This is a genomic window from Devosia sp. (assembly GCF_017307565.1).
Lineage (GTDB): Bacteria > Pseudomonadota > Alphaproteobacteria > Rhizobiales > Devosiaceae > Devosia.
Window position 1 is genome coordinate 1 of sequence record NZ_JAFKHD010000328.1, and the last position, 21240, is coordinate 21240.

Below are 21240 nucleotides of genomic sequence, written 5' to 3' on the forward strand. Positions count from 1 at the left end.
CACCGGCCGAGGATGTGGCGGCGTCGATCGCCTTTACGGCAGCGCTCGGCGTTGTGGTCGTGCTGATGCTGCCGCTGGGGGCAAAGCTCTTCGGCTTTTCGGAATGGCAATATGGCGTGATTGCCGGGCTCAGCGTCTATGCGGTTCCCCAGGTTCTGGCGGCGACGGTTCCGGTGGGGGTGCTGTCGAGCCAGATCGGCGCGCTGGTGAAGCTGATGCGGGTGCTGATGCTGGGGCCCGTCGTGCTGTTTCTGGGTCTGGTGCAGGGGCGCAAGAGCCGGGTTTCGTTGCCGCTTTCGACCCTGGTGCCATGGTTCATTGTTGGGTTTCTGGCGATGATGGCGGTGCGTTCCGCGGGTGTTCTGCCCGAAGCGGCCTTGCCGGGGCTGCAGGTGGTTTCGTCCTATCTCACGGTGGTGTCGATGGCAGCGCTTGGCCTGTCCGTCGATCTGCGCTCGGTCGCAGCGTCAGGCGGCCGGGTTCTGGCGGCCGGATTTTTCTCCGTTGCCGTGCTCATTGCCATGGCGACGGCCGCAGCACTGTTGCTCGGCGCCGCCTAGGCCGCTCTCCTTGCGTCTTGACTCTTTCATCACGAAAGAGAACAAATAAGGAACAAACGCACGGAGGCGGTGGTGGGTGAAGCGACGATGCTGCATGCCGATCTCGATGCTTTCTATGCATCGGTCGAGCAGTTGCTCGACCCGGCGCTGCGGGGCAAGCCGATCGCGGTGGGTGGCGGTGTGGTGCTGGCTGCATCCTACGAGGCCAAGGCGTTTGGGGTGCGCGGTGGCATGGCTGGGCGCAAGGCGCGCGAACTCTGCCCGCAGCTAATCTTTGTGCAGGGGCATTTCGGCGAGTATCACCGGCTGGGCGATGCCGCCATCGGGGTGCTGGGGGATTTCACGCCACTGGTCGAGCGGATTTCCATCGACGAGGCCTTTGCCGATGTGGCCGGTTGCACCCATCTCTTCGGTACGCCGCTCGAGATCGCGACAATCATCCGCAGACGCGTGCGCGAGGAACTGGGTCTGCCGATCTCGGTGGGCATTGCCCGCACCAAGCACCTGGCCAAGATCGCCTCGCAGGTGGCCAAGCCCGATGGACTGGTGGCCGTCGATCCGCTGGGGGAACTGGAATTTCTGCACGACCTGCCGGTGGGGCTGATGTGGGGCGTCGGGCCAGTGACCGAGGCGAAGCTGAAGGGCGAGGGCATTCTGACCATCGGGCAATTGGCGCAGGCTCCGGGCAGGTCCTTGCGTGGTCTTCTGGGGGAGGCGGCGGGCGACAAGCTTGCAGCGCTGGCATGGAACCGCGACCCGCGGGAGGTCGAGGTGCAGCATCGGTCGCGCTCGGCCGGGGCGCAATCGGCGCTGGGGCGGAAGCCGGCGACCGACGCGGTGATCAAGCCGACGCTGCGGCATCTGGCCGATCGGGTGACCTCGCGCCTCAGGGCAAAGTCGCTGGTCGGGCGGACCATAACGGTGCGCGTGCGCTTTGCCGATATGCGGGCGGTGACGCGGTCGATGACGCTCGATGCGCCGATTGCAACGGCGGTGACCGTGTCGGACATTGCCGAGGATCTGGTGCGCTCAGCGCTTGCCGATCATCCCAGGGAAAAGACGATCACGCTCCTTGCCGTATCGGTGTCCCATATCGGGGAGCAGGGGGACATGCAGCTTGAACTGCCGCTGGGGCTGGCTGACGAAAGGCTGCGGCCGGGCACGAGACCGGGGCTGGCGCGGCTCTCGGCGGATCGCGCCATGGATGCGGTCCGCACGCGCTTCGGGCGCGATGCCGTCGGCTATGCGGCGGCGCAGTTGCGGCGGAAGAATTCGGTGCCGGACGATTTTCGCTCGCTGGCAGAAAAGGACCTGGGCTGAGGGGCCCAAAAATCAGACGAGCGCGGCGGGTCCGTGTGGATCGCGGAGGGTTTTGCGGCGCACGCTGACAAAATCGGCCTCGACCATTTCCCGGCACATGTCCCGGGCGCTGATTTCAGGGACCCAGCCGTCGGTCAGGTCGCCATGGTGCAGCACGAGGCGGGAGTGGAGGTGGTCGATCCGCCGGCCATTGGGCTCGGAGGCGCGGCGCAGGAGGCCGTGCACCTCGTAGCCCTTTTCGAGCAGGAATTCGGCGAGATAGGAGCCGTCCTGCCCGGTTATGCCCGTTATCAGCGCAACTTTGCCTGCACTCATGTTCTCTCCCGATTGGAGGACGCTATCTTTGGCTGGCTATTCCGCTGCCTGGGCGGTGGTGCCGTCGGCGACGCTGCCGGGGCGGCCGATGCTGAAATAGGTGAGGCCGGCGGCCTCGACTTCCTTGCGGCGGTAGACATTGCGCAGGTCGACGAAGGTTGATCCGGTCATGGCCTCTTTTATGCGCTGGAGATCGAGGGAGCGGAAGGCGTTCCATTCGGTGATGAGGACGAGGCAATCAGCGCCGGCCGCCGCGTCATAGGCGTCGCTGGCATAGGCGATGTTGTCGAGGACGGTTTCGGCCGCCTCCATGCCTTCGGGATCATAGGCGCGGATGCGCGCGCCGGCGTCCTGCAGGGCCTGGATGATGGCGATGGAGGGCGCCTCGCGCATGTCGTCGGTATTGGGCTTGAAGGTGAGGCCCAGAATGGCAACGGTCTTGCCGCGAATGGAGCCGCCCATGGCCGTGATCACCTTGCGGCCCATGGCGCGCTTGCGGCGATCGTTGATTTCGACGGTGGCTTCGACGAGGCGCAGCGGGGCGTCGTGGTCCTGGCCGGTCTTGACCAGGGCCAGCGTGTCCTTGGGGAAGCAGGAGCCGCCATAGCCGGGGCCGGCATTGAGGAACTTGGAGCCGATGCGCTTGTCGAGGCCGATGCCGCGCGCCACATCCTGCACATTGGCGCCGGTGCGCTCGCACAGATCGGCGATCTCGTTGATGAAGGTGATCTTCATGGCGAGGAAGGCGTTGCCGGCATATTTGATGAGTTCGGCGGTGCGCCGGCCGGTGAACATGATCGGCGCCTGGTTGAGGTAAAGCGGGCGATAGACCGCGTTCATGACGTCGCGGGCGCGCTCGTCTTCCATGCCGACGACGATGCGGTCGGGGCGCTTGAAGTCCTCAATGGCGGCGCCTTCGCGCAGAAATTCGGGATTGGAGACGACCACGACATCGGCGGCCGGATTGGTCTCGCGAATGATCCGCTCGACTTCGTCGCCGGTGCCGACAGGCACGGTCGACTTGGTGACGACGACGGTGAAGCCGCGCACGGCGCGGGCGATATCGGCGGCGGTGGCGTGGACGTAGGAGAGGTCGGCGTGGCCATCGCCGCGGCGCGAGGGCGTGCCGACGCTGATGAAGACCACATCGGCATCGGCAACGGCCGGGCCGAGGTCGGTGGTGAAAGTCAGGCGGCCGGCCTTGGCATTGTCGGCAACCAGCGCTTCCAGCCCGGGCTCGAAGATCGGGATGCGGCCTTCGCGCAGGGCTGCGATCTTTTGCTCGTTGAGGTCGACGCAGACGACGTCGTGGCCAAAATCGGCAAAGCAGGCGCCGCTGACCAGTCCGACATAACCGCTGCCAACCATCGTGATGCGCATAGGTGCGTGCCCCTGTTTCGCTTGGAATAACTGTTACATGCAAAGGTCATATGGCGGAACCCGGATCGCTTTGGCTTGCCTTGCCATTCCCGTGGCTTGACTAAACCATGCGGGGGGCTAGGCTATCGGGCATGAACCCGATTTTCACTCTTCACAGCGCTGCGCGCCGGGCTTGTCCGGTCGAAGGATAGTCGCCCTAAGCCCGCGCCATGGATGCCGGGTTTATGGAAACGGGATTTTTCGTCACATCGTCACAAGACCCATCGGTCGAACCATTGCGGTTCGTCGAGCCTTTGATTTTGAGGAGGCAGCATGCGCCCCCACACCCTTCGCCCGCAGATCATCGTCACCCAGTCCGAGCACCGCAAGCTGCTGATGCTGGCGGCATCAAGCACCGGTTCTGCCGGCCCTGCGGCCGATAGCCTGCTTGCGGAAATGGAGCGGGCCGAGGTGGTGCCTGACGGCAAGCTGCCGCCTGACGTGGTCGGCATGGGTGCGCGGGTGCGCTATCGCAGCGACCGGGACGAGATTGTCGAGGTGGAGCTGGTCTATCCCAGCGAAGTCGATGTTGCGAAAAGCCGGATTTCGGTGCTGACGCCGGTTGGCGCGGCGCTGATTGGGCTGAGGACCGGGCAATCGATCACCTGGGAGTCCGGGGATGGCAAAGGGAACGTCCTGACCGTGCTGCTGGTGGTCAATGTGCTGGCGCGGAGCGGCCCGGCACTGCGGCTGGTCTCGCGGCAGGAGCTGCCGGAGAGCCGGGCGGTCGTGCCGCCCGCGGTGCCGCTGCCGTTTGGCGATGACGACGATCCGGGGCCGAGCGCAGCCTAAGGGTCAGCCGAACTTTTGCCGCAGGTCGGCTTCGGAGCGGCGGGCGGGCTCGAGCATGGCGCGCATGTCTTCGGGGGCGAGGGGGCGGGCGAAGAGATAGCCCTGGAGATAGGTGCAGCCCATTTCGGTGAGGAGGCGGCGCTGGTCCTGGGTTTCGATGCCTTCGGCGGTGACTGCCATGCCCAGGGCCCTGCCGGTTTCGACGATCAGGCGCACGATGTGGTTCATGGCGCGGTCGGTGCTGACGAGCTGGACGTAGGAGCGGTCGACCTTGAGCTTGTCGACGGCATAGCTGCGCAGATAGCTGATCGAGGCGTAGCCGGTGCCGAAATCATCGAGGGCAATGCCGGCGCCGGCGTGGCGGAGGGTGCGGATAGTGTCCTGCATCTGCGGCGAATTCTGCAGGAGAACGCCCTCGGTGATCTCGATTTCGAGGCGCTCGGCGGGCAGGCCGGTTTCGGCGAGAATGCCGAGAACGCGCTCGGCCAGGCGATCGTTCTGGAGCTGAACCGGGGAGACGTTTACCGCCACGCGCGGCAGGCCCGCATCGAGGGCGAAGCGGCAGGCCTCGCGCAGAACCCATTCGCCGAGTTGATCGATGATGCCGCATTCTTCGGCAAGGGCGATGAAGGCATCGGGCGGGAGCATGCCGCGTGTCGGGTGGGCCCAGCGCACGAGGGCTTCGGCCCCGGCGATGTCGCCGCCATTGGCGGCATAGATGGGCTGGTAGACGAGGCGAAGGCCAGTGCCGGTGATGAGGGCATTGCGCAGCTCGAGTTCGAGGGCGCGGCGCTCGCGCTTTTCGCGATCCATTTCGGGGGTGTAGAGCGTAAAGCCATCGCGGCCGGCGATCTTGGCGGCATAGAGGGCGACATCGGCGCGGCGCAACAGTTCCTCGGGCTCGATCTCATGGCCGTTTTCGAGCGCGGCGCCGAGGCTGAGGGTGATGTCGATGCGCTCGGTGCCGATGATGATGGGCGCCTTGGTGCATTGCACCAGACGCTGGCAGATCCAGCGGGCCTGGCCATCGCTGAGAATGCCGGGATGGATGACGGCGAACTCATCGCCGCCGAGGCGGGCGACGGTGGCCTCCTCGGGCATTTCGATGGCGAGGCGCTTGGACACTTCCTTGAGCAGCTGATCGCCCGCGGCGTGGCCCCAGGAATCGTTGATCTGCTTGAAATGGTCGATATCGACCGAGATCAGCAGCACCTTGGTTTCTGCGAGAAATTCGAAATTGCGCGCTTCGCGCAGGCGCTGCTCGAAAAGGGCGCGGTTGGCTGTGCCGGTCAGCGGATCGTGGAGGGAGAGATAGGTTGCATGGGCGCGGCTCGCTTCCATGGTCAGCGAGGTGCGGCGTAACCAGGCGAGCAGCGTGGCCATGGCGCCGCCGACCATAAGCAGCATGGCGACGAGGGCGGGCGTCGCTTCCCCGACCAACGCCTGGGCCGGCTTGACTGGGGTCCAGGTGAGATAGGTCAGGATTTTGCCCTGCTCGTCGCGGAGGGCCAGCCAGGCGGCAGTCGTGGGATGGGGGACGCGCCGCAGATTGGCGATGCTGAACTGCTTGCCAATCGCCTGCACCATGGATTGATCGATCTGCTTGATCGAGACCAGAAGATAGTCGCCGCCGGGGCTCTCGGGGCCGCTGCGCTGGGGTGGGCCAATGGGACGGACGCTGACGAAGCCCTGGCTGCCGTCAGCGAAGCCGACGGTCTCAAGGGCGCTGATGCCCATCGCGTTTGTGGCGCGCAGGCCGGGGTCATGGAAGGCCGCCTGGGCGATCTGCAGGCGGAGACGCTCTATGATCGGGTTCAAGACTGCGGCGTCGGAAAGGTGAAACACCCGGCCAGCATAGCGGCCATTGACGGAAGCGCGGAGAACGCGGCCATCGGAGCCCAGAATATAGGCTCGATCGTGGCCGATGGTGATGGTCAGCCGGCGATCGAGTTCGTCGTTGAATGGGGTGCTAGGGTCATCGCCCGCGATCGAGAGGGCTGCCTGGTCTGCGGTCAGACGGCTGCGTGTGTCGAAAAGGGCAGACTCGATGGTCTGGATCTGCTCGCTGAGCGCACGTTCATCAATGCGCCCAACCGCCCACCACGCCGAAAGGATTGCAGCGGCGGCCATGCAGCCCGCCAGGACTACGGCGGTCCAGACGATCTGCGCGGAAACGGAACGGTCGTCAGCGGGAGACGAAAGCGTCATTTTGCTGCCCCAGATTCACTCAGGTATGCGCCCATCCGGGTGACGAATTGGTTTATTCTCTCGTTGCATTTCCCAACGTTGGTCGATTTCAGGGGGCCTGCAGTCGTGCGTTGTGCGGCGGCCCGGGGGCTACCTCAACCGAGCGAGCCTTCGGCGAGAATGGCGAGCAGGTCCTGCTCTGCCCTCACGTGACGCCGGAGACTTCCAAAGAACGAGCGCAGAAGATAGCCCGTGGCATCGGCCGAATGCAGAGGCTGGTGCGCGGCAATGGCAAGCAGGGCGTCGCGAACCTCGAGGATGGCATCGTCGTCGTAGTCGTGCTCCTCGCGTAGACGGTTGGCCAGTTGGCGTAATTCCGGGCGCGACGAGTCCGTGAGGAACGGCAACAGAATGGCCTCCTCCTGAAGGTGGGTGCGCGCCAGAAGGTCAACGATCTCGCTGGCGAGCCGGGCGCAGTGAGCAGGCGGCACGTTGTCGGGCAGCCCATCGGCGACCGCTTCGAGTTCGTCGCACATATCGAGCAGATCGGAATAGCACTGGTGGAGCGTGTTGATCGGCGGGCGCATGGTTCTGCCTTCTCCATATCGTCGCATTACTCCGGGCCATATCTTCCCAGTCGGGTTGCCGCGCGGAACATTTGGTGTTGCATGCTTAGCCTCGGCGCAGACGGCCGAGTTGATCTGCGTCAAATAAGGCTCAGAAATCCGGCGTTTGCGTCGGGGGCAGGCGGCGGGAAAAGGCGCTCTCCAATTGCTGACGGATTTGGTTGGGCATGCCTTGGCAGCGGGCAAGCGGCGGCTTAGGAAGCGGGGCCATGAAATTTCCCGCCTTTTTCTCCCGTTTTGTGCCCAGGATCGTTGCCGTCAGCCCTGCCGAGCGCCTGCGCGCGGCCGTGGGCGCGTGTCTTGGCATTCTGATTGTCGGTATCATTGGGCAACTGGCTCTGCCCGCGTCGGCTGCGCCGCTGCTGATCGCGCCGCTTGGGGCATCGGCCGTGCTGCTCTTTGCGGTGCCGGCAAGCCCGCTGGCGCAACCGTGGTCGATCATCGGGGGCAATGGCATTGCCGCGCTCGTGGGCGTGCTGCTGGCCATGCTGGTGCCGGACCAGAGCGTGGCGGCGGCGCTGGCGCTGGGGGTGAGCATCGGGCTGTTGCTGACCTTCAAGTGCCTGCATCCGCCGAGTGGCGCGGTGGCGCTGACAGCGGTGCTGGGTGGACCGGCCATTCACGACCTGGGATTTGCCTATGTGCTCTGGCCGGTGCTGGCCGGATCTGGGGCGCTGCTGCTGGTGGCGCTTGGCTATAACAAGCTGACCGGCAAGGCCTATCCGCACCCCGCGCATGGGCATGCGCCGGTGGTCTCGGCGGGGCGGAGCGGTGGGCTCGGGGTGACGGTCGACGATCTGACGACGGCAATCCGCGAGCGCGACGAGGTGGTGCCGGTCGATCCCGACGATCTCGAAGAGGTTTTGCAGCGCGCCGAAGTGCTGGCGTTCAATCGCCGCTCGGGCGGCGTGGTGGCTGCCGCGGTGATGTCGCAGCAGGTGGCCAGCGTGCAGCCGGGGACATCGCTGCGGATTGCGCTCAAGCTGTTGCGCAGCACAGGCGTCAAGGCGCTGCCCGTGGTCGACGCCGAACGCCGGGTCGTCGGCATCGTCACGCAGACCGATTTTCTCGACAAGGCCGATTGGGGCCCCTCGGCCACCGGTTCGGGGCTGGGCTGGCGACTGCGCGCCATCGGCAATTCGGACCGGCCGCTGCGGGGCAAGGTGCGCGACGTGATGACGGGCGATGTCCGCTGCGTGCTGACATCGACCCCGATTGCCCGCGTCGTGCAGGTGATGGCCGAGACCGGGCACCACCATGTGCCGGTGGTGGATGGGGCGGGTAAGCTCGCCGGCATGGTGACGCAGTCGGACGTCGTGGCAGCGCTGTTCCGGGTCAACCAGGCGGAGCTGGCGCTCTCGGCGTGAGCCCTTCCAAGAAGGCATGCGACACTGCGTGCCTTGCTTCCTCAGCCGCCAGGGCGTAGCTCAGGCTCCGTATCGGGGAGACGCAATGCAAAGCCGCATGCGCCAAATTGCAGGGGAAGTGGGCGCCGCCATTGCGGTTCTGGCGCTCTACATGCTCGTGCTGCTGGCGCCGCTGCATCAATCGGCCGGATTGCAGCGCGAGCTGGCGCGGCTCGGCTTTGAATCGGGCGTTTCCTGGTCGGTCTGTACCTCGGTTGCCGATGTCGATGGCGACAAGGACCAGACCCCGACGGCGGCCAAGTGTCCGCTGACCGGTGTCGGCAAATCCCAGTTTACGGCGGTATTGCCGCCCGCGGCGCAGCCGCCGCTGGTGCGCAGCGCCGATCCCGTCCGTTATGAAGCAAGTGGCGAGGCGAACCTGCTTCGCCGCATGGAGCATCCGGGGCAGCCGCGCGGCCCGCCTCAAACCGCCTGATCCACGGTTTTCGCTCTATCGGGCCGCGACGCGGCCCAACACACCATTTCTTCTGAGGATCAAATGACGATTCGTCTTTCCGCCTTTGCGCTGGCTTTTGCTGTTGCCTTCGCTCCCGCCCTGCCGGCCTTCGCCCATGAAGGGCACAGCCATGATGCCGCCGAAACGGCAGAGCATGCTGGCCCGGCCGTGACGCTGGGGGCGCTCGAGATCGCCGGCGGCTTTACCCGCGCGACCCTGCCCAATGCTCCCGTCGGTGGCGGCTTTCTGACCATCACCAATACGGGCGCCGAGGGTGACCGGCTGGTTTCGGCCAGTGCGCCGATTGCCAAGGAAACCCAGATTCATGAAATGGCCATGGAAGGCGATGTCATGAAGATGCGGCAGCTCAAGGATGGGCTCGAACTGCCGGCGGGTGAAACCGTGACGCTTGAACCGGGTGGCTTCCACCTGATGTTCATGGGCCTCAATGGCGCGATCGCCGAGGGCGATGTCGTGCCGGTGACGCTGACTTTTGAAAAAGCCGGGACCGTGACGGTGGAGCTTGTTGCCGGTGCGCCGGCGGCGGATGCTCCGGCGCATGGCGGGCATGGAGACAAGGCAAGCCATGAATAATCTCAATCGCCTGCGGATCGTTCTCTGGACGCTGGTGGCAGTCGTGGGGCTCGGCGCGGCCGGGCTCTATGCCTATTCCGCAACGCGCCCGAGCGTGACGCAGAATCTCGGCGACGGCGACTACCAGCTGCTGACGGCATCCGGGGAGCCATTCACGCGGGCAAGCCTTGTCGGTCATCCGTCCATGCTGTTCTTCGGGTTCACCCATTGTCCCGAAGTGTGCCCCACCTCGCTTGCCGAAATGACCGCCTGGTATGAGGCGCTGGGCGACGAGGCCAAGGACCTCAAGGCCTATTTCGTGACCGTCGATCCCGAGCGCGATACGCCCGAGATCATGGGTGACTATGTCGCCTGGACCGGGCACGTCACCGGCGTTACCGGCACGCAGGAAGAGATCGAAAAGGCCGCCAAGGCCTGGGCGATCTACTACCAGAAGGTGCCGCTCGATGATGGCGACTACACGATGGACCACACCGCCTCGGTGTTCCTGCTCAACAAGGAGGGGAATTTTGAGGGCACGATTGCCTATCGCGAGGACAGCGCCACGGCCATTGCCAAGCTGAGAAAGCTTTTGGCCCGCGGCTAGAGGTATCGGGCAGTCCAATGCCAAAAGACAGGTTGGCGCCGCACCTCGTGTGGCGCCAACTGCGTTTTACGGGGACTGGATGCTGCGGAGGGACGAGCGGGAGGCCTCGAGACCCGAGACGGCGTCGCCATAGCCGGTGGCTGCGACGGCCTCGAAGATGCGCTCGGCCTCGCGGTAGCGCTTCAGGTGATAGTAGCTCCAGGCGCGCAGGGTCAGCAGGTCATTCCGCTCAGGAGCAAAGCTGCCGCGACTGTCGAGCATGGCAAGGGCCAGTTGGTAGTTGCCGGCGCCATAGGCGCTGGTGGCCTTGAGCGTCAGGATGGCGGTCTGCAATTCGATGGCGCGCTTCTGTGTGACGGGCGCGGCGGCTGCGGCCACGGCGGCCTCGTCGGCAAGGCCGAGACGAATATAGGCGAGCGCGCGGCCATAGGCTGCATCGCTTCTGGTGGCTTCGCTGGCGGAATCGAGGGCCCGACCAAAATGATCAACCGCCTGTGCGGGGCGGTTGAGGTCCATCAGACACCAGGCATGGGTGAGAGCGCCGCCGGGCGAGAGGGAGGCCGGGGGGCGGTAGGTTTGACAACTGCCCCCGCCACCACCCCCGCCGGAGGGGGCTGCGGCCTGCTGGGTCTGTCGCGGGGCCGGTTGCTGCTGCACGACGCGCACGGTCTGGACCTGGCCGAGATGCGCCGGGCGTGGCTTGGGCAGGGGGACGGCTGCGTTGGGGGCGCTGACCGTCGAGAGATTGCCGAACTGGGCGATGCGCACGGAACGGCCGCCCCAAGCGCGGCGGATTTCTTCGACCTGGGCGGCGTTGCCCAGGGCATTGGCCGCGATCATCAGGCCATAGGCGGCGGGCTCGAGATCGGCCTGCCAGCCGAGGGCGGTCTGGAACCATTCGAGCGCGGTCTGGGGCTGGTTGAAGGCGTAGGCATACCAGCCCAATTCCTGGGAGAGGCCGGCATCGCTGGTGCTGATCGCCGTTTCGACGATACGCGAGAGCACGGTTTCGGACACGGCGACGCGTGGCTCGCGGGCGAGCGTTGCGGCGGCCGCGTCGCGATAGACCTTGGCGATCTCATCGTTTTCGTCACGATAGTCGGCGAGGGCGGCTTCGGCGGCGGCCGGGTTGTTCAACTGCACCAGGGTAACGCCGAGGCCCTGGGCGGACGCAGCCGAGGGATCGGCGGCGAGGGCGGCTTCGAACAGACGCTTGGCTTCGTTGGGGCGGTGGCGATCAAGATGCAGATAACCGAGCAGACGCAGGTCGTCGGCATTTTTCTCCGCCTCGGCGGATTTGGTGAGCAGGTCGATATCGTCGTTGGATGGGGAGGCGCCGCCATCCTGCAGCGCGGCGGCGATGGCGCGGCGGGCGAGATCAAGGCGGAGCGAGGCGAATTCCGCGTTCTTTTCGAGCGCGAAAAGCGGGGTGAGATCGGCGCGGTCGAGCAGCTCCATGGCCTTTTGTATGGTGGCGAAGCGCTCGGCCACATCGGTGCAATTGGTCAGGATATAGGAATAGGCGTCGATGCCGCGCTGCTTGGCCGAGGTCTTGAGGAAGGCTTCGGCGAGGCGCCAGAGATTGTCGACGCTGGCGCAGGTCAAAAGCTCTGGCGCATTGGCGGCGATGGAGATGACCTGGTCAAACTGACCAGCATCGGAGGCATTGCGCAACCTTGTGCCCGCCTCGCCGCGCTGAATGGTTTCCATCAGGTCGGCAGTGGGCACGAAGGTCGGGTCGGCGGCCTTCTTTTCATCGATGGCGGCACGGGCGCCGGCGAAGTCGCCTGCCGTCACCAGATCCCAGATGCGCACGATGCTCTGATCGGGGACGAAATCGTTGGCGAGCGGATCGGCCGGCGGCTGCCAGGTGGGATAGAGGGCACGGAGGCGATCGATCTCGCGCTGGAGGCGGACGGTATCGCCCTGCTGGGCGAAGTAGCGCAGGGCCGTTTCGTCAGGCTGGGGGGCGGCAGCGGGCTGGGTGTCGGCCTGGGCGACGCGAACCGGATCGGCGGCGGTCTGGGTGATGGAGGTCTGGACGCCGGAGGCGGTTGGCGCGGGAGCGGTGGCGGCAGGCATGGGGCTCTGCGCTGCGGCCGGCGGGACCCAGGCGGAATGCAGCGTCGCGGCGACGCCGAGGCCGGTGCCGGCCAGAACGCAGAGGGTGACGGCGATCCACCTCATGGCTTGGCCTCAAGCCCAAGGCAGGCCGGACGCTGGCGGCGCAGGTGGTCGAGCATCAGCAGTTGCAGGGTCGCGGCGTAGTAGCTGGTGGTTTGCAGGGTACGCAGTTCCTCTGGGATGGTCTGGCCGGTGGCAGTGCACTCCATGGCGGCCTGGATGAGGCGATAGCCGGGTTCTGAAATCGGCTCGATGGCCGAGCCGGTACTGAGGTCGATCTTGAAGAGGCCCGCCGAAGACGCGCGGGCACGGAACGGCTCGAGAAGCGCCGGATCGAGACCGGCACGCATCAGATAGAGCGGTATGCGGATGCCATTGTAGCCGAATTCGGCGGGAAAGTCAGGGGCGGGGCCAATGCCGCCCCCGGCGAGGACTACCCAGTCGCCGGGAATGCCGGCGGGAGTTGCGGCGGCGCGGTGTAGAAGTTCTATGCCGGCGGCTCCCACGGCGGTCCAGTCGATCACCGGATCGAGCGCGTCGAACCGCGGCAATATCTCGAAAACCCAGTAGGACGGATTGAGAATCGGCTGCCCTGCGGTGTTGTCACCGCCGGCAAAGCCCTTTCCTCCGGGCAAGATGGCGGGCAGGCCGTCGGCCGAGACCAGCATCGTGCGGCCAATCGTTCGCGCCATGGCGGCCGCGGCTTCGGTGAAAGCCGGTTCCTTCCAGAGATCGCCGGCCAACAGCAGGCCATAGGCGATGAGCATGTCGCCATCGGTGGCGTTGTTGGTGTCCGTCACATGGGGATCAGCGTCTGGTTCCCAGCGCCAGGCGGCCAGGCCATCATCGCGGATCAGCAGTTCGTCGCGGGTGAAATCGAGGATGCGGTCGAAGCTGGCGCGATCTTCGGCGAGGGCGGCGAGGACAAGGCCGTAGCCCTGGCTTTCGCTGTGGCTGATATTGCCATTGGCCGTATCGATGACACGTCCGTCCTCGCTGACATAGGCGGCGAGATAGCTCTGCCACTCCTCGGGCGAGAAAACCGAGGCGGCCTGGACGGGCAGGGTCATGAGGGCTGCTCCGAGCGCCAGCGTGGCCAGGGACCTCATGACGGCCTGCCAATCTTGGTGAGAACGCGGGAGGTGACGAACATGAGAAGGAGCGCGCCAAGGACGATGGCGAGCGAGAAGTAGAGGATGTTGCCCGAGAACCAGTTGGCAGCGACACGTCGCAGGTTGAGCGGGGAGAGCGGATCGGTGGTCAGGACCGTGATGTTATTGGCGGCGACGACGGTGACGTCATCCTTGCCAGCGGGTAGGGCGCTGACGCGGCCGCCGATGGCGCGCCATTTGGGTGTGTCGATGAGCCGTTCGGTGCCGGTGCGCAGGGCCGGTGGGCTGGTCGAGGTCAGGACAGTCCAGACCCCGCCCTCGGGCTGGCGCACCTGCGAGACGACCACGGCATCGGCGGGCGGCACGAAGGGCTGGTCGGGCGCGGGCACGAGGCGCAGGTCGGCAAGGTCCAGGCCGACGGTCTGACGCAGCCAATCGGCGACGCCGGAGAAAGGCCCCTCGATCTGGCCGGTGTTAAACTGGTCGAGCAATGCGTCGTCGCTGCTCTGGGCCGAAATGCTGGCACTACTGCCGACGCCGCTGCGTGCCAGGGTCAGCGGGGACATGGCGGCCAAGGGCATGACCAGTATGGCATTGGCATCGGGCGCAACTTCGGCCTGGGCCACGGCCTTGAACGTGATGACCTTGCCCGAGGCGGTGGCGACGCGGGTTGCGAACATCATCGCGGCCAGCAGGGAATCGCTGTCATCGCCGATGACGATGGGCACCGCGCCGTCATTGCCATAGGGCCAGGCCGAGCCGGTGAGCACCTGGAGATCGGGCACGGCGGTTGCCCGAGCATAGTCGGGCAGGCGCAGATAGCTGTTGTTGGAGAGCACGAAGCGGGCTGGCGCCTGGCCGGTCCAGCCAGCATTGCAGACGGCATCGGAGCGGGTCTGCAGATTGATCGCGAGGGTTGCTTCGTTGCGGCCCGGACGCAGGTTGGTCATGGGGATACGGATGCGCGTATCCTTGAGCATGCCGCCATCGGTGCGGAGGAGGGGCGTCGCCGAAGCGATCTGGCCATTGGTGTAGATGTCGATTTCGCTGCCGGGGAGCACGTCGCTCGAATAGGCGGCGTCGAGGACGAGTTCGAGTTCGCCATAGCGATAGGCGTAGAAATCGGCTGGCAGTTCGAACTGCAGCTGGGTGGCGTAGCGGCGGCCGTTGAATTCGAGGCGGTCGACGCCAAGGCTGGCAAGGCTCGCCGAACCATTGGCTTCCATCAGCGGCAGCGGGCTCGGCAGGTCGAAGCGCGGCCTTTCGGGCGAGACCGGGGCAGCCGAGAGCATGGCGTCGCCGGCGCGCACGATGGTGTCCCAGGTGGGACCGGAGACGACGAGGGTGTTGGCGCCGCTGGGCATGGGCAGCATGGCGGCGAGCGGGCCGGCGCTGGCCTGGGCCTGCGCGCTCTGGAGGGATGACGGCAGTTCGGTCGCGGGCATGACGGCGACATCGAGCACGCCGGCCTGTGGCGTGTCGGAGGGCGCATCGGCCAGGACAACGCTGAGCTTGGGCGTGCGCAGCGAGAGGCCGATCTGCTGGACCAGATGCAGGATGGCGGCTCGGGCGGTGGGATCGGCAAGATCGGGTGCGATGAGGCGGAGCGTGGTGTTGCCGGTCTGGTCGACGCCGACGGCGCCGATATCGGCCAGTTGGGTGATGGTCGAGACGTTGTCGCCGGTAAAGGTCAGTGCGGCGGTCTTGCCGTCGATCTCGGTCCAGAGCTGATAGGTGGATTCAACCGTGCAATCGGTGCGGTGACGCTGGGTGGCGCGGAATTCGATGATGTTGGCGCCGGCGCGGAGCGTGCCTGCGGGCACGTCGATGGCGATGGGCGTCGCGGCCGAGGAGGAGGCAATCGGGGTCGTTGCGACCTCGGTCTGGTTGATGCGAACGCGCAGGGTCGAAATTTCGGGTGCGACGACGAGAGCGTTGAGCAGCGAGAATTTGAGCGAGGCCGGGGCAGCGGCCTGAGCGGCGGTGAGGTAAACGACGACGCCTTGCTTGGCCTCTTCGCCGACAAGGCGAAGGTTGGCGCCGGGCAGGAGATAGCGCGAAAACCCGGCAGGCGCGGCCGGCTGGACCGGAGCGGGCGAAGGATCGGCCGATGGCGCGGGGGCCGGCGTAATGACGCGGTTGCTTTCGGGCGACATGTCAAACGGGGCGGGCTGCGCGGTGGCAGCGCCGAGGGTTGCGAGCAGGGCGACGGAGGTCAGGAGCGAGCGGGGGATCATTTGCCCAGCACCTTTCCCGACCCGAAGCGCAGCAGGTAACCAAGGCCACGGCCCGTCTGATAGAGCGCGATGCCGAGGAAGCGGATGGTGCCGCGGATGATGCCGATATTGACCTGACGGGCGCTCTGGCGCACCTGCCAGTTGCCGGAATTGGCATAGATGAGATCGGCGATCAGACGATAGTGCTGGCCGCGCTCGGGCATATAGCGGCAGCCGAAGATGACGCCCTTGTTCTCCTGGGTGACGGAGCGGATGAAGACAGGCATTTCGTCGATGCCGATATTGTCGGCGAGCGGGGTGAAGCGGACGGTGGTGGGCATGCCGCGACCGAGGCCGGCGGCGCCATTGGGCATGCGCACGGCGACGCCGCCGCTCGAGACGTTAATGAAGCCGGCCTTGACCCAATTGCCATCGGCACCGCGCACTTCGCAGCGTCGTTCGACAGCGACGCGGCGGCTGCCCCAGCCCTCGCGGCGTTCGGAGACAACGCCCAGCGCACAACCGGCCAGGATCAGGTTGAAGATGTTCCAGCCGCCGACGACCATGGTCACTTCGGCCTGATAGGGCTCGGCGCCGATTTTATAGATGGTCATGGCGACGGCGAGGATGAGGAGCAGGAATATGAGGTAAAAGGGGCGGGCGAGTTCGGAGAGGCGCGCGGTTTCGACGCTCTCGTCCTTCGCAGTCACCTTGAAGCTCGGCTTGTAGGGGTTGCGCGCCACCGAAAAGAGCGCCCCCAGCAGGTGTACCGACTGGATATATTCGTAGAGCTCGGAAATCCACGGCCAGCGCCAGCGCCCGAACAGCGAGTTCTGCATGACCAGGTTCACCACCACATAGGTGAGGGTATAGGCGGCGAATTCGCCGGCCGAGGCGGTGAAAATCTGCAGATCGAGGAAGAGGTAGAAGAAGGGCGCAAAGAGGAAAATCATGCGCGGGATGGGGAAGAGCCAGAACAGCGTCGAGGACAGGTAGCAGAGGCGCTGGGGCAGGCTCAGGCCCGACTTGAACAGCGGGAAGCTGAACAAGAGGATTTGCATCATGCCCTGGGCCCAGCGGGTACGCTGGCCGATGAAGCTGGCAAAGGTCACTGGCTGGAGACCGGCCACCAGGGGCTTGTCGATATAGATCGAATTCCAGCCGCGGCTATGCAGCTCGATGGCGGTTTCGCAATCCTCGGTGATGCTCTTGCCCGAAAAGCCATTGTTGGTGGCAAGGGCCTCGCGGCGGAGGAGGGCCGCCGAGCCACAGAAGAAAGCCGCGTTCCAGCGATCGAGCCCGCGCTGGATCACGCCATAGAACATCTCGTTTTCAGAGGGCATGACTTCGAAGGTGCGAAGGTTGCGCTCGAGCGGATCGGGATTGAGGAAGAAGTGCGGGGTCTGGACGAGGAAGAGCTGATTGTCGCGGCCGAAGAATGGCACGGTTTCCTGCAGGAAATCGCGGGCCGGGGCGTGGTCGGCGTCGAAGACGGCGACGAATTCGCCGGTTGAATTGGCCAGGCCATTGTTGAGATTGCCGGCCTTGGCGTGCTCGTTGCGGGCGCGGGTCAGGTAGCGGCAGCCAAGTTCTTCGCAGAGCTGCTGGAGCTGTTCGTGGCGCTCCTGGGCGGCGGCGGCCTGTTCGGGATCGGGATGATTGCGCTTGGCATCGGTCGAACCATCATCGAGCAGCCAGACGGTGAAGCGATCTTCGGGATAGTCCATGTCGCGGGCGGCGGCGAGCGTGCCGGCGAGCAGTTCGTAGTCTTCATTGTAGGAGGGGATGAAGACATCGACCGTGGGGACCGGCTCATCCGCAGGCAGGCGCATCGAGACGTGGCTGGGCATGGGGCGCACGACCACGAAGAGGCTGAGGAAGAGCATGAGAATGCAGTACATTTCGGCCAGGTAAAGGATCAGGCCGGGAATGAAGTCCATCCACTGCTCGACGGGCGGCAGGGTGCTGGTGGTGCGCCAGAAAGCATAGCGCAAAACGATGATGGTGCCGAAAGTCAGCAGGAGCAGGCGCCAGTTGCCATCGAGCCTGAGGGTCTTGATGACCACCATGGCCCCGAGCAGGATCGCGCCCATCACCAGGTGGGTCTGAAGGCTCACCGGCACCGTGACGAGAGCCAGGACCAGCGCGGAAATGGCGATCCATATGAGGATGGTGAGCGCCTTGTTCATTGCGGTTCTCTCACTGCGTCAGTTGCCACCCGCCACTGGCGAGGGAACCCTGACCGAGTTGCTGGGTGGACGCGGCACGATGATGTTGCCCTGGCCGCTGACGCCGGTAGGGGAGGGCACGATAGGAGCACCGGGCGGCGGCGTGGGTATGGTGGTGACGGCTGGGGTCGTAACCGGAGCTGGTTGCGGGCGGGGCGTCGGCGTAGCCGGGCGCGGCGACGGGGCTCCGGTCGGGATTACCTCGGCAAAGCCGGCAGCCCCAACAGGCATGATCGGCGCGGCGATCCGGCCGATGGCGGCGGGGGCCTTGAGCGCGGGGAAGACTGCCACATTGAGACGCAGATTATACATGATGCTCAAGAGCGTCTGTTCCGAGACACCGCGGCGGCAGAGCTGCACCCTGATGATGATGGCGCCGCGATCGACGGCGCCCGATGGCTTCAGGCTCGGCTCGATGCGCTGCCAGGCATAAAGGCAACTATCGCCGTTGGGCGGCTTGGCGATGGCGTAGCCGAAGGGGCCATAGGCGTTCTGGACGAAATAGGGCGACACAGCCATGCCCGAATTGGGCCAGGCGGCCAGCGCTTCCTGGGTCAGGTTGACCTGGGTGAAGGGAATGTCCTTGAGCGCGGCGTCGCTGCCATCGCCACCCTTGCTGGTGAAGCGAATGATGCTGATCTTGTTTTCGCCGATGCTGCGCGCTTCGGTCGCGAGCGAAATGTCTTGGCGGACGGCATTGGGGAAACTGGTTTCGACCACAGTGATGATGGCCGGGCCACCGGGCGGAGGCAGGATGAAAGACGATGAGGGGCGGACGATTTCTGCTTCAGAAGCCGGGCGGTCGCTGGTGGTGGCGCAGCCTGCAAGCAGGCAGGCGCAGAGGCCGGCAAAGATGCCGCCGCGCAACCATCGGCCCGCCGCGAGCCGAAAGGACATCGTGTCATGCATTCAGGTCAAACCCGATTCTAGCCCAAGTACGCTAGCAACGGCATTCTGCCTGCTGGGTAGCGGTTACCAAGCTAGGCAAAGCAGGGTTAATGGGGGATTAATTTCATCCCCCGTTAACACCCTGATACTGGTAACATTTTCAGTCCCGTGGCCCGGCCTTGATGAAAAGTGCGCCGAGGACGCGTTTCATTGCAGGACATTTCTTGCCGAAGGAGGGGGCAGCGCGAAAGTCTGCCGGGCTTTTAGGGGCGGGCGGTCAAAAGCAAAGGGCGCGAAAACGCGCCCTCGAAAGTATTGGGGTAGGTGAGAACGACCTATTCCGAGGTCGTGTCCTTGCCGTAGTAGTTCTGGCCGAGCACGATGCGTTCGCGACCGGTCGAGACGCGGTGCTCATTGGTATCGCGCAGCGAATAGACGCAGCCGCAATATTCCTGCTGATAGAATTCTTCGCGCTTGGAAATCTCGATCATGCGGGCCGAGCCGCCGCCCTTGCGCCAGTTATAGTCCCAGTAGGAGAGGCCCTCATAGGGCGCGACGGCGCGTTTGCCGCTCTCGTTGATCTGGGCCATGTTCTTCCAGCGCGAAATGCCGAGCGAACTCGTCATCACCGGGAAACCGTGTTCGTGGGCGTAAAGCGCGGTGCGCTCGAAACGCATGTCGAAGCACATGGTGCAGCGGATGCCGCGTTCGGGTTCGTTTTCCATGCCTTTGGCACGGGCGAACCAGTTGTCGCGGTCGTAGTCCGCGTCGATGAACGGCACGTTGTTCTTCTCGGCAAAGCGGACATTCTCATCCTTGCGCAGCAGATATTCGCGCTTGGGGTGAATGTTGGGATTGTAGAAGAAGATCGTATATTCGACGCCCGAGGCCAGCATTGCCTCCATCACCTCGCCCGAACAGGGGGCGCAGCACGAATGGAGCAACACTTTCTTCTCGCCGGTGGGGGGCGTCAGGACTGGACGTTCAAATTCTTCGCTCATGCGCGGGGCATAGCAAAAGCCGGACGGGATTTCCAGTTTTTACACCCGGATTTGTTCCTAACCACGGTGTCATTCCCGCGAAAGCGGGAATCCCGGTTCAGGAAACAAAGTTCCCCGCTTTCGCGGGGATGACACTGTGGAGGAGGGGAAGGCTCAAACCGGCTCCGGCACAATCGTCGCCACAATGGACGCATCCAGCGCCTCATAGTCGGCCAGCCCAATGGTGGCATAAAGCTCAGCGCGGGTCTGCATTTCCGGCACCATGGCCTTGGTGGAGCCATCGGCGGCAATGGTGGCGTAGAGCTTTTCCTGGGCCTTGTTGGCGACGCGCAGGGACGACACCGGCCAGATGACCATGCGGTAGCCCATTTCCTCGAACTCTGAGGCCGTAAAGAACGGCGTCTTGCCGAATTCGGTCATGTTGGCGAGGAGCGGCACGCCGGGCATGCGACGCGCGAATTCGCGGAACATTTCGGCCGTGTTCAGTGCCTCGGGGAAGATCGCATCGGCGCCAGCTTCCATATACATTTTTGCGCGGGCCACGGCGCCGTCCATGCCTTCGCTGGCAGCAGCATCGGTGCGGGCGACGATATAGAGGTGGCGACGCGCCTTGGCCGCTGCGTTCACCTTGGCCGCCATGTCGTGGGCGGTCGCCAGCTTCTTGTCGTTGAGATGGCCGCACTTTTTGGGCAGCAGCTGATCTTCGAGATGCACCGCCCCGGCTCCGGCCTCTTCGAAGGCGCGGACCATGTGCATGACATTGAGCGCTTCGCCATAGCCGGTATCGCCATCGACCAGCACCGGCAGGCCCGAGGCGCGCGCCACCTGCTTGATGAAGAACGAGACTTCATCGACCGTGATGATGCCGAGGTCCGGCAGGCCCATGGAGGCCGTCATAGCAGCGCCTGAGAGATAGAGCGCTTCAAAGCCGGCGGCCTTGGCCTGCAATGAAGCCATGCCGTTGTGCGCGCCGGGCAGGCGCAGAATGCCGCCGCGCTCGATCAGCGAACGGAAGCGCAGGCCAGCCGGTTCGGTCGGAAGATCCGAGGAGAGAAGATAGGGCATGACGGAGTCCTTGGTTTAGCGCTGATCGATCGGCACGAAGCTCAGATCGTCGGGGCCGGTATAATTGGCCGAAGGGCGGATGATCTTGTTGTCCTGGCGCTGCTCGATGACATGGGCCGACCAACCCGAGGTGCGCGCGATGACGAAGAGCGGGGTGAACATGGCTGTCGGCACGCCCATCACGTGATAGGAGACGGCGCTGAACCAATCGAGATTGGGGAACATCTTCTTGGCGTCCATCATCGCCCGTTCGATGCGCTCGGCGATGTCGTACATCTTGGTCGAGCCGGCTTCCTTCGACAGCTCCTCCGAGACGGCTTTGATGACCTCGTTGCGCGGGTCGG

Annotated in this window: 18 protein-coding genes and 1 pseudogene; 7 read left to right on the forward strand and 12 right to left on the reverse strand. The window is 65.0% G+C overall.

Going from position 1 to position 21240, the window contains the following annotated elements:
* The coding region (locus J0I64_RS11760; protein WP_291408370.1) for a putative sulfate exporter family transporter at nt 1-560 on the forward strand (560 nt) is incomplete at its 5' end.
* A gap of 69 nt (nt 561-629) precedes the next feature.
* Nucleotides 630-1880: a DNA polymerase IV gene (gene dinB / locus J0I64_RS11765; protein ID WP_366933739.1), complete on the forward strand. Its 1251-nt coding sequence runs from the start codon at nt 630-632 to the stop codon at nt 1878-1880.
* A 129-nt stretch (nt 1881-2009) separates the two neighbouring features.
* Here dinB and J0I64_RS11770 read toward each other — a convergent pair.
* Both J0I64_RS11770 and J0I64_RS11775 read right to left on the reverse strand, forming a co-directional pair.
* Nucleotides 2010-2195, reverse strand: a pseudogene (locus J0I64_RS11770) (GDP-mannose 4,6-dehydratase); the annotation flags it as partial.
* 36 nt (nt 2196-2231) lie between these two features.
* Nucleotides 2232-3575, reverse strand: a complete 1344-nt coding sequence (locus J0I64_RS11775; RefSeq protein ID WP_291408374.1) for a UDP-glucose/GDP-mannose dehydrogenase family protein — start codon at nt 3573-3575, stop codon at nt 2232-2234.
* 312 nt (nt 3576-3887) lie between these two features.
* Here J0I64_RS11775 and rnk point away from each other — a divergent pair, with 312 nt between their 5' ends.
* Nucleotides 3888-4406, forward strand: a complete 519-nt coding sequence (gene rnk / locus J0I64_RS11780) for a nucleoside diphosphate kinase regulator (RefSeq protein WP_291408376.1) — start codon at nt 3888-3890, stop codon at nt 4404-4406.
* Between the two features lie 3 nt (nt 4407-4409).
* On the opposite strand, the gene J0I64_RS11785 is transcribed toward rnk, so the two are convergent.
* Both J0I64_RS11785 and J0I64_RS11790 read right to left on the reverse strand, forming a co-directional pair.
* Nucleotides 4410-6614: a bifunctional diguanylate cyclase/phosphodiesterase gene (locus J0I64_RS11785; protein ID WP_291408378.1), complete on the reverse strand. Its 2205-nt coding sequence runs from the start codon at nt 6612-6614 to the stop codon at nt 4410-4412.
* 134 nt (nt 6615-6748) lie between these two features.
* On the reverse strand, nt 6749-7180 hold the full coding sequence (locus J0I64_RS11790) for a hemerythrin domain-containing protein (RefSeq protein ID WP_291408380.1): 432 nt from the start codon (nt 7178-7180) through the stop codon (nt 6749-6751).
* A gap of 248 nt (nt 7181-7428) precedes the next feature.
* Here J0I64_RS11790 and J0I64_RS11795 point away from each other — a divergent pair, with 248 nt between their 5' ends.
* From J0I64_RS11795 to J0I64_RS11810, 4 genes are all read left to right on the forward strand, one after another.
* Entirely contained in the window at nt 7429-8586 is a 1158-nt protein-coding gene (locus J0I64_RS11795; RefSeq protein ID WP_291408382.1) for an HPP family protein, read from the forward strand.
* A gap of 97 nt (nt 8587-8683) precedes the next feature.
* Nucleotides 8684-9061: a hypothetical protein gene (locus J0I64_RS11800; protein WP_291408384.1), complete on the forward strand. Its 378-nt coding sequence runs from the start codon at nt 8684-8686 to the stop codon at nt 9059-9061.
* Between the two features lie 63 nt (nt 9062-9124).
* On the forward strand, nt 9125-9676 hold the full coding sequence (locus J0I64_RS11805) for a copper chaperone PCu(A)C (protein ID WP_291408386.1): 552 nt from the start codon (nt 9125-9127) through the stop codon (nt 9674-9676).
* Nucleotides 9669-10262, forward strand: coding sequence for an SCO family protein (locus J0I64_RS11810; RefSeq protein ID WP_291408388.1), 594 nt, complete (start codon nt 9669-9671; stop codon nt 10260-10262). Before J0I64_RS11805 ends, J0I64_RS11810 begins: the two co-directional genes overlap by 8 nt.
* Before the next feature lie 66 nt (nt 10263-10328).
* On the opposite strand, the gene J0I64_RS11815 is transcribed toward J0I64_RS11810, so the two are convergent.
* From J0I64_RS11815 to J0I64_RS11850, 8 genes are all read right to left on the reverse strand, one after another.
* Complete coding sequence (locus J0I64_RS11815; protein WP_291408390.1) at nt 10329-12449, reverse strand: tetratricopeptide repeat protein; 2121 nt, start codon at nt 12447-12449, stop codon at nt 10329-10331.
* Nucleotides 12446-13456, reverse strand: a complete 1011-nt coding sequence (locus J0I64_RS11820; protein WP_291408392.1) for a glycosyl hydrolase family 8 — start codon at nt 13454-13456, stop codon at nt 12446-12448. The genes J0I64_RS11815 and J0I64_RS11820 overlap by 4 nt, the downstream gene beginning before the upstream one ends.
* Before the next feature lie 35 nt (nt 13457-13491).
* Nucleotides 13492-15735, reverse strand: a complete 2244-nt coding sequence (locus tag J0I64_RS11825; protein ID WP_291408394.1) for a cellulose biosynthesis cyclic di-GMP-binding regulatory protein BcsB — start codon at nt 15733-15735, stop codon at nt 13492-13494.
* Entirely contained in the window at nt 15732-17903 is a 2172-nt protein-coding gene (gene bcsA / locus J0I64_RS11830; RefSeq protein ID WP_291408396.1) for a UDP-forming cellulose synthase catalytic subunit, read from the reverse strand. The genes J0I64_RS11825 and bcsA overlap by 4 nt, the downstream gene beginning before the upstream one ends.
* Before the next feature lie 18 nt (nt 17904-17921).
* On the reverse strand, nt 17922-18839 hold the full coding sequence (gene bcsN / locus J0I64_RS11835; protein WP_291408398.1) for a cellulose biosynthesis protein BcsN: 918 nt from the start codon (nt 18837-18839) through the stop codon (nt 17922-17924).
* Nucleotides 18840-19165: 326 nt separating this feature from the next.
* Nucleotides 19166-19831 carry an epoxyqueuosine reductase QueH gene (locus J0I64_RS11840; RefSeq protein ID WP_291408399.1) on the reverse strand — a complete coding sequence of 222 codons (666 nt, stop codon included), beginning with the start codon at nt 19829-19831 and terminating at the stop codon, nt 19166-19168.
* A 153-nt stretch (nt 19832-19984) separates the two neighbouring features.
* Nucleotides 19985-20896 carry a methylisocitrate lyase gene (gene prpB / locus J0I64_RS11845; protein WP_291408401.1) on the reverse strand — a complete coding sequence of 304 codons (912 nt, stop codon included), beginning with the start codon at nt 20894-20896 and terminating at the stop codon, nt 19985-19987.
* Between the two features lie 15 nt (nt 20897-20911).
* Nucleotides 20912-21240 (reverse strand): citrate/2-methylcitrate synthase (locus J0I64_RS11850; RefSeq protein ID WP_291408403.1); only part of this gene is annotated, 329 nt, incomplete at its 5' end.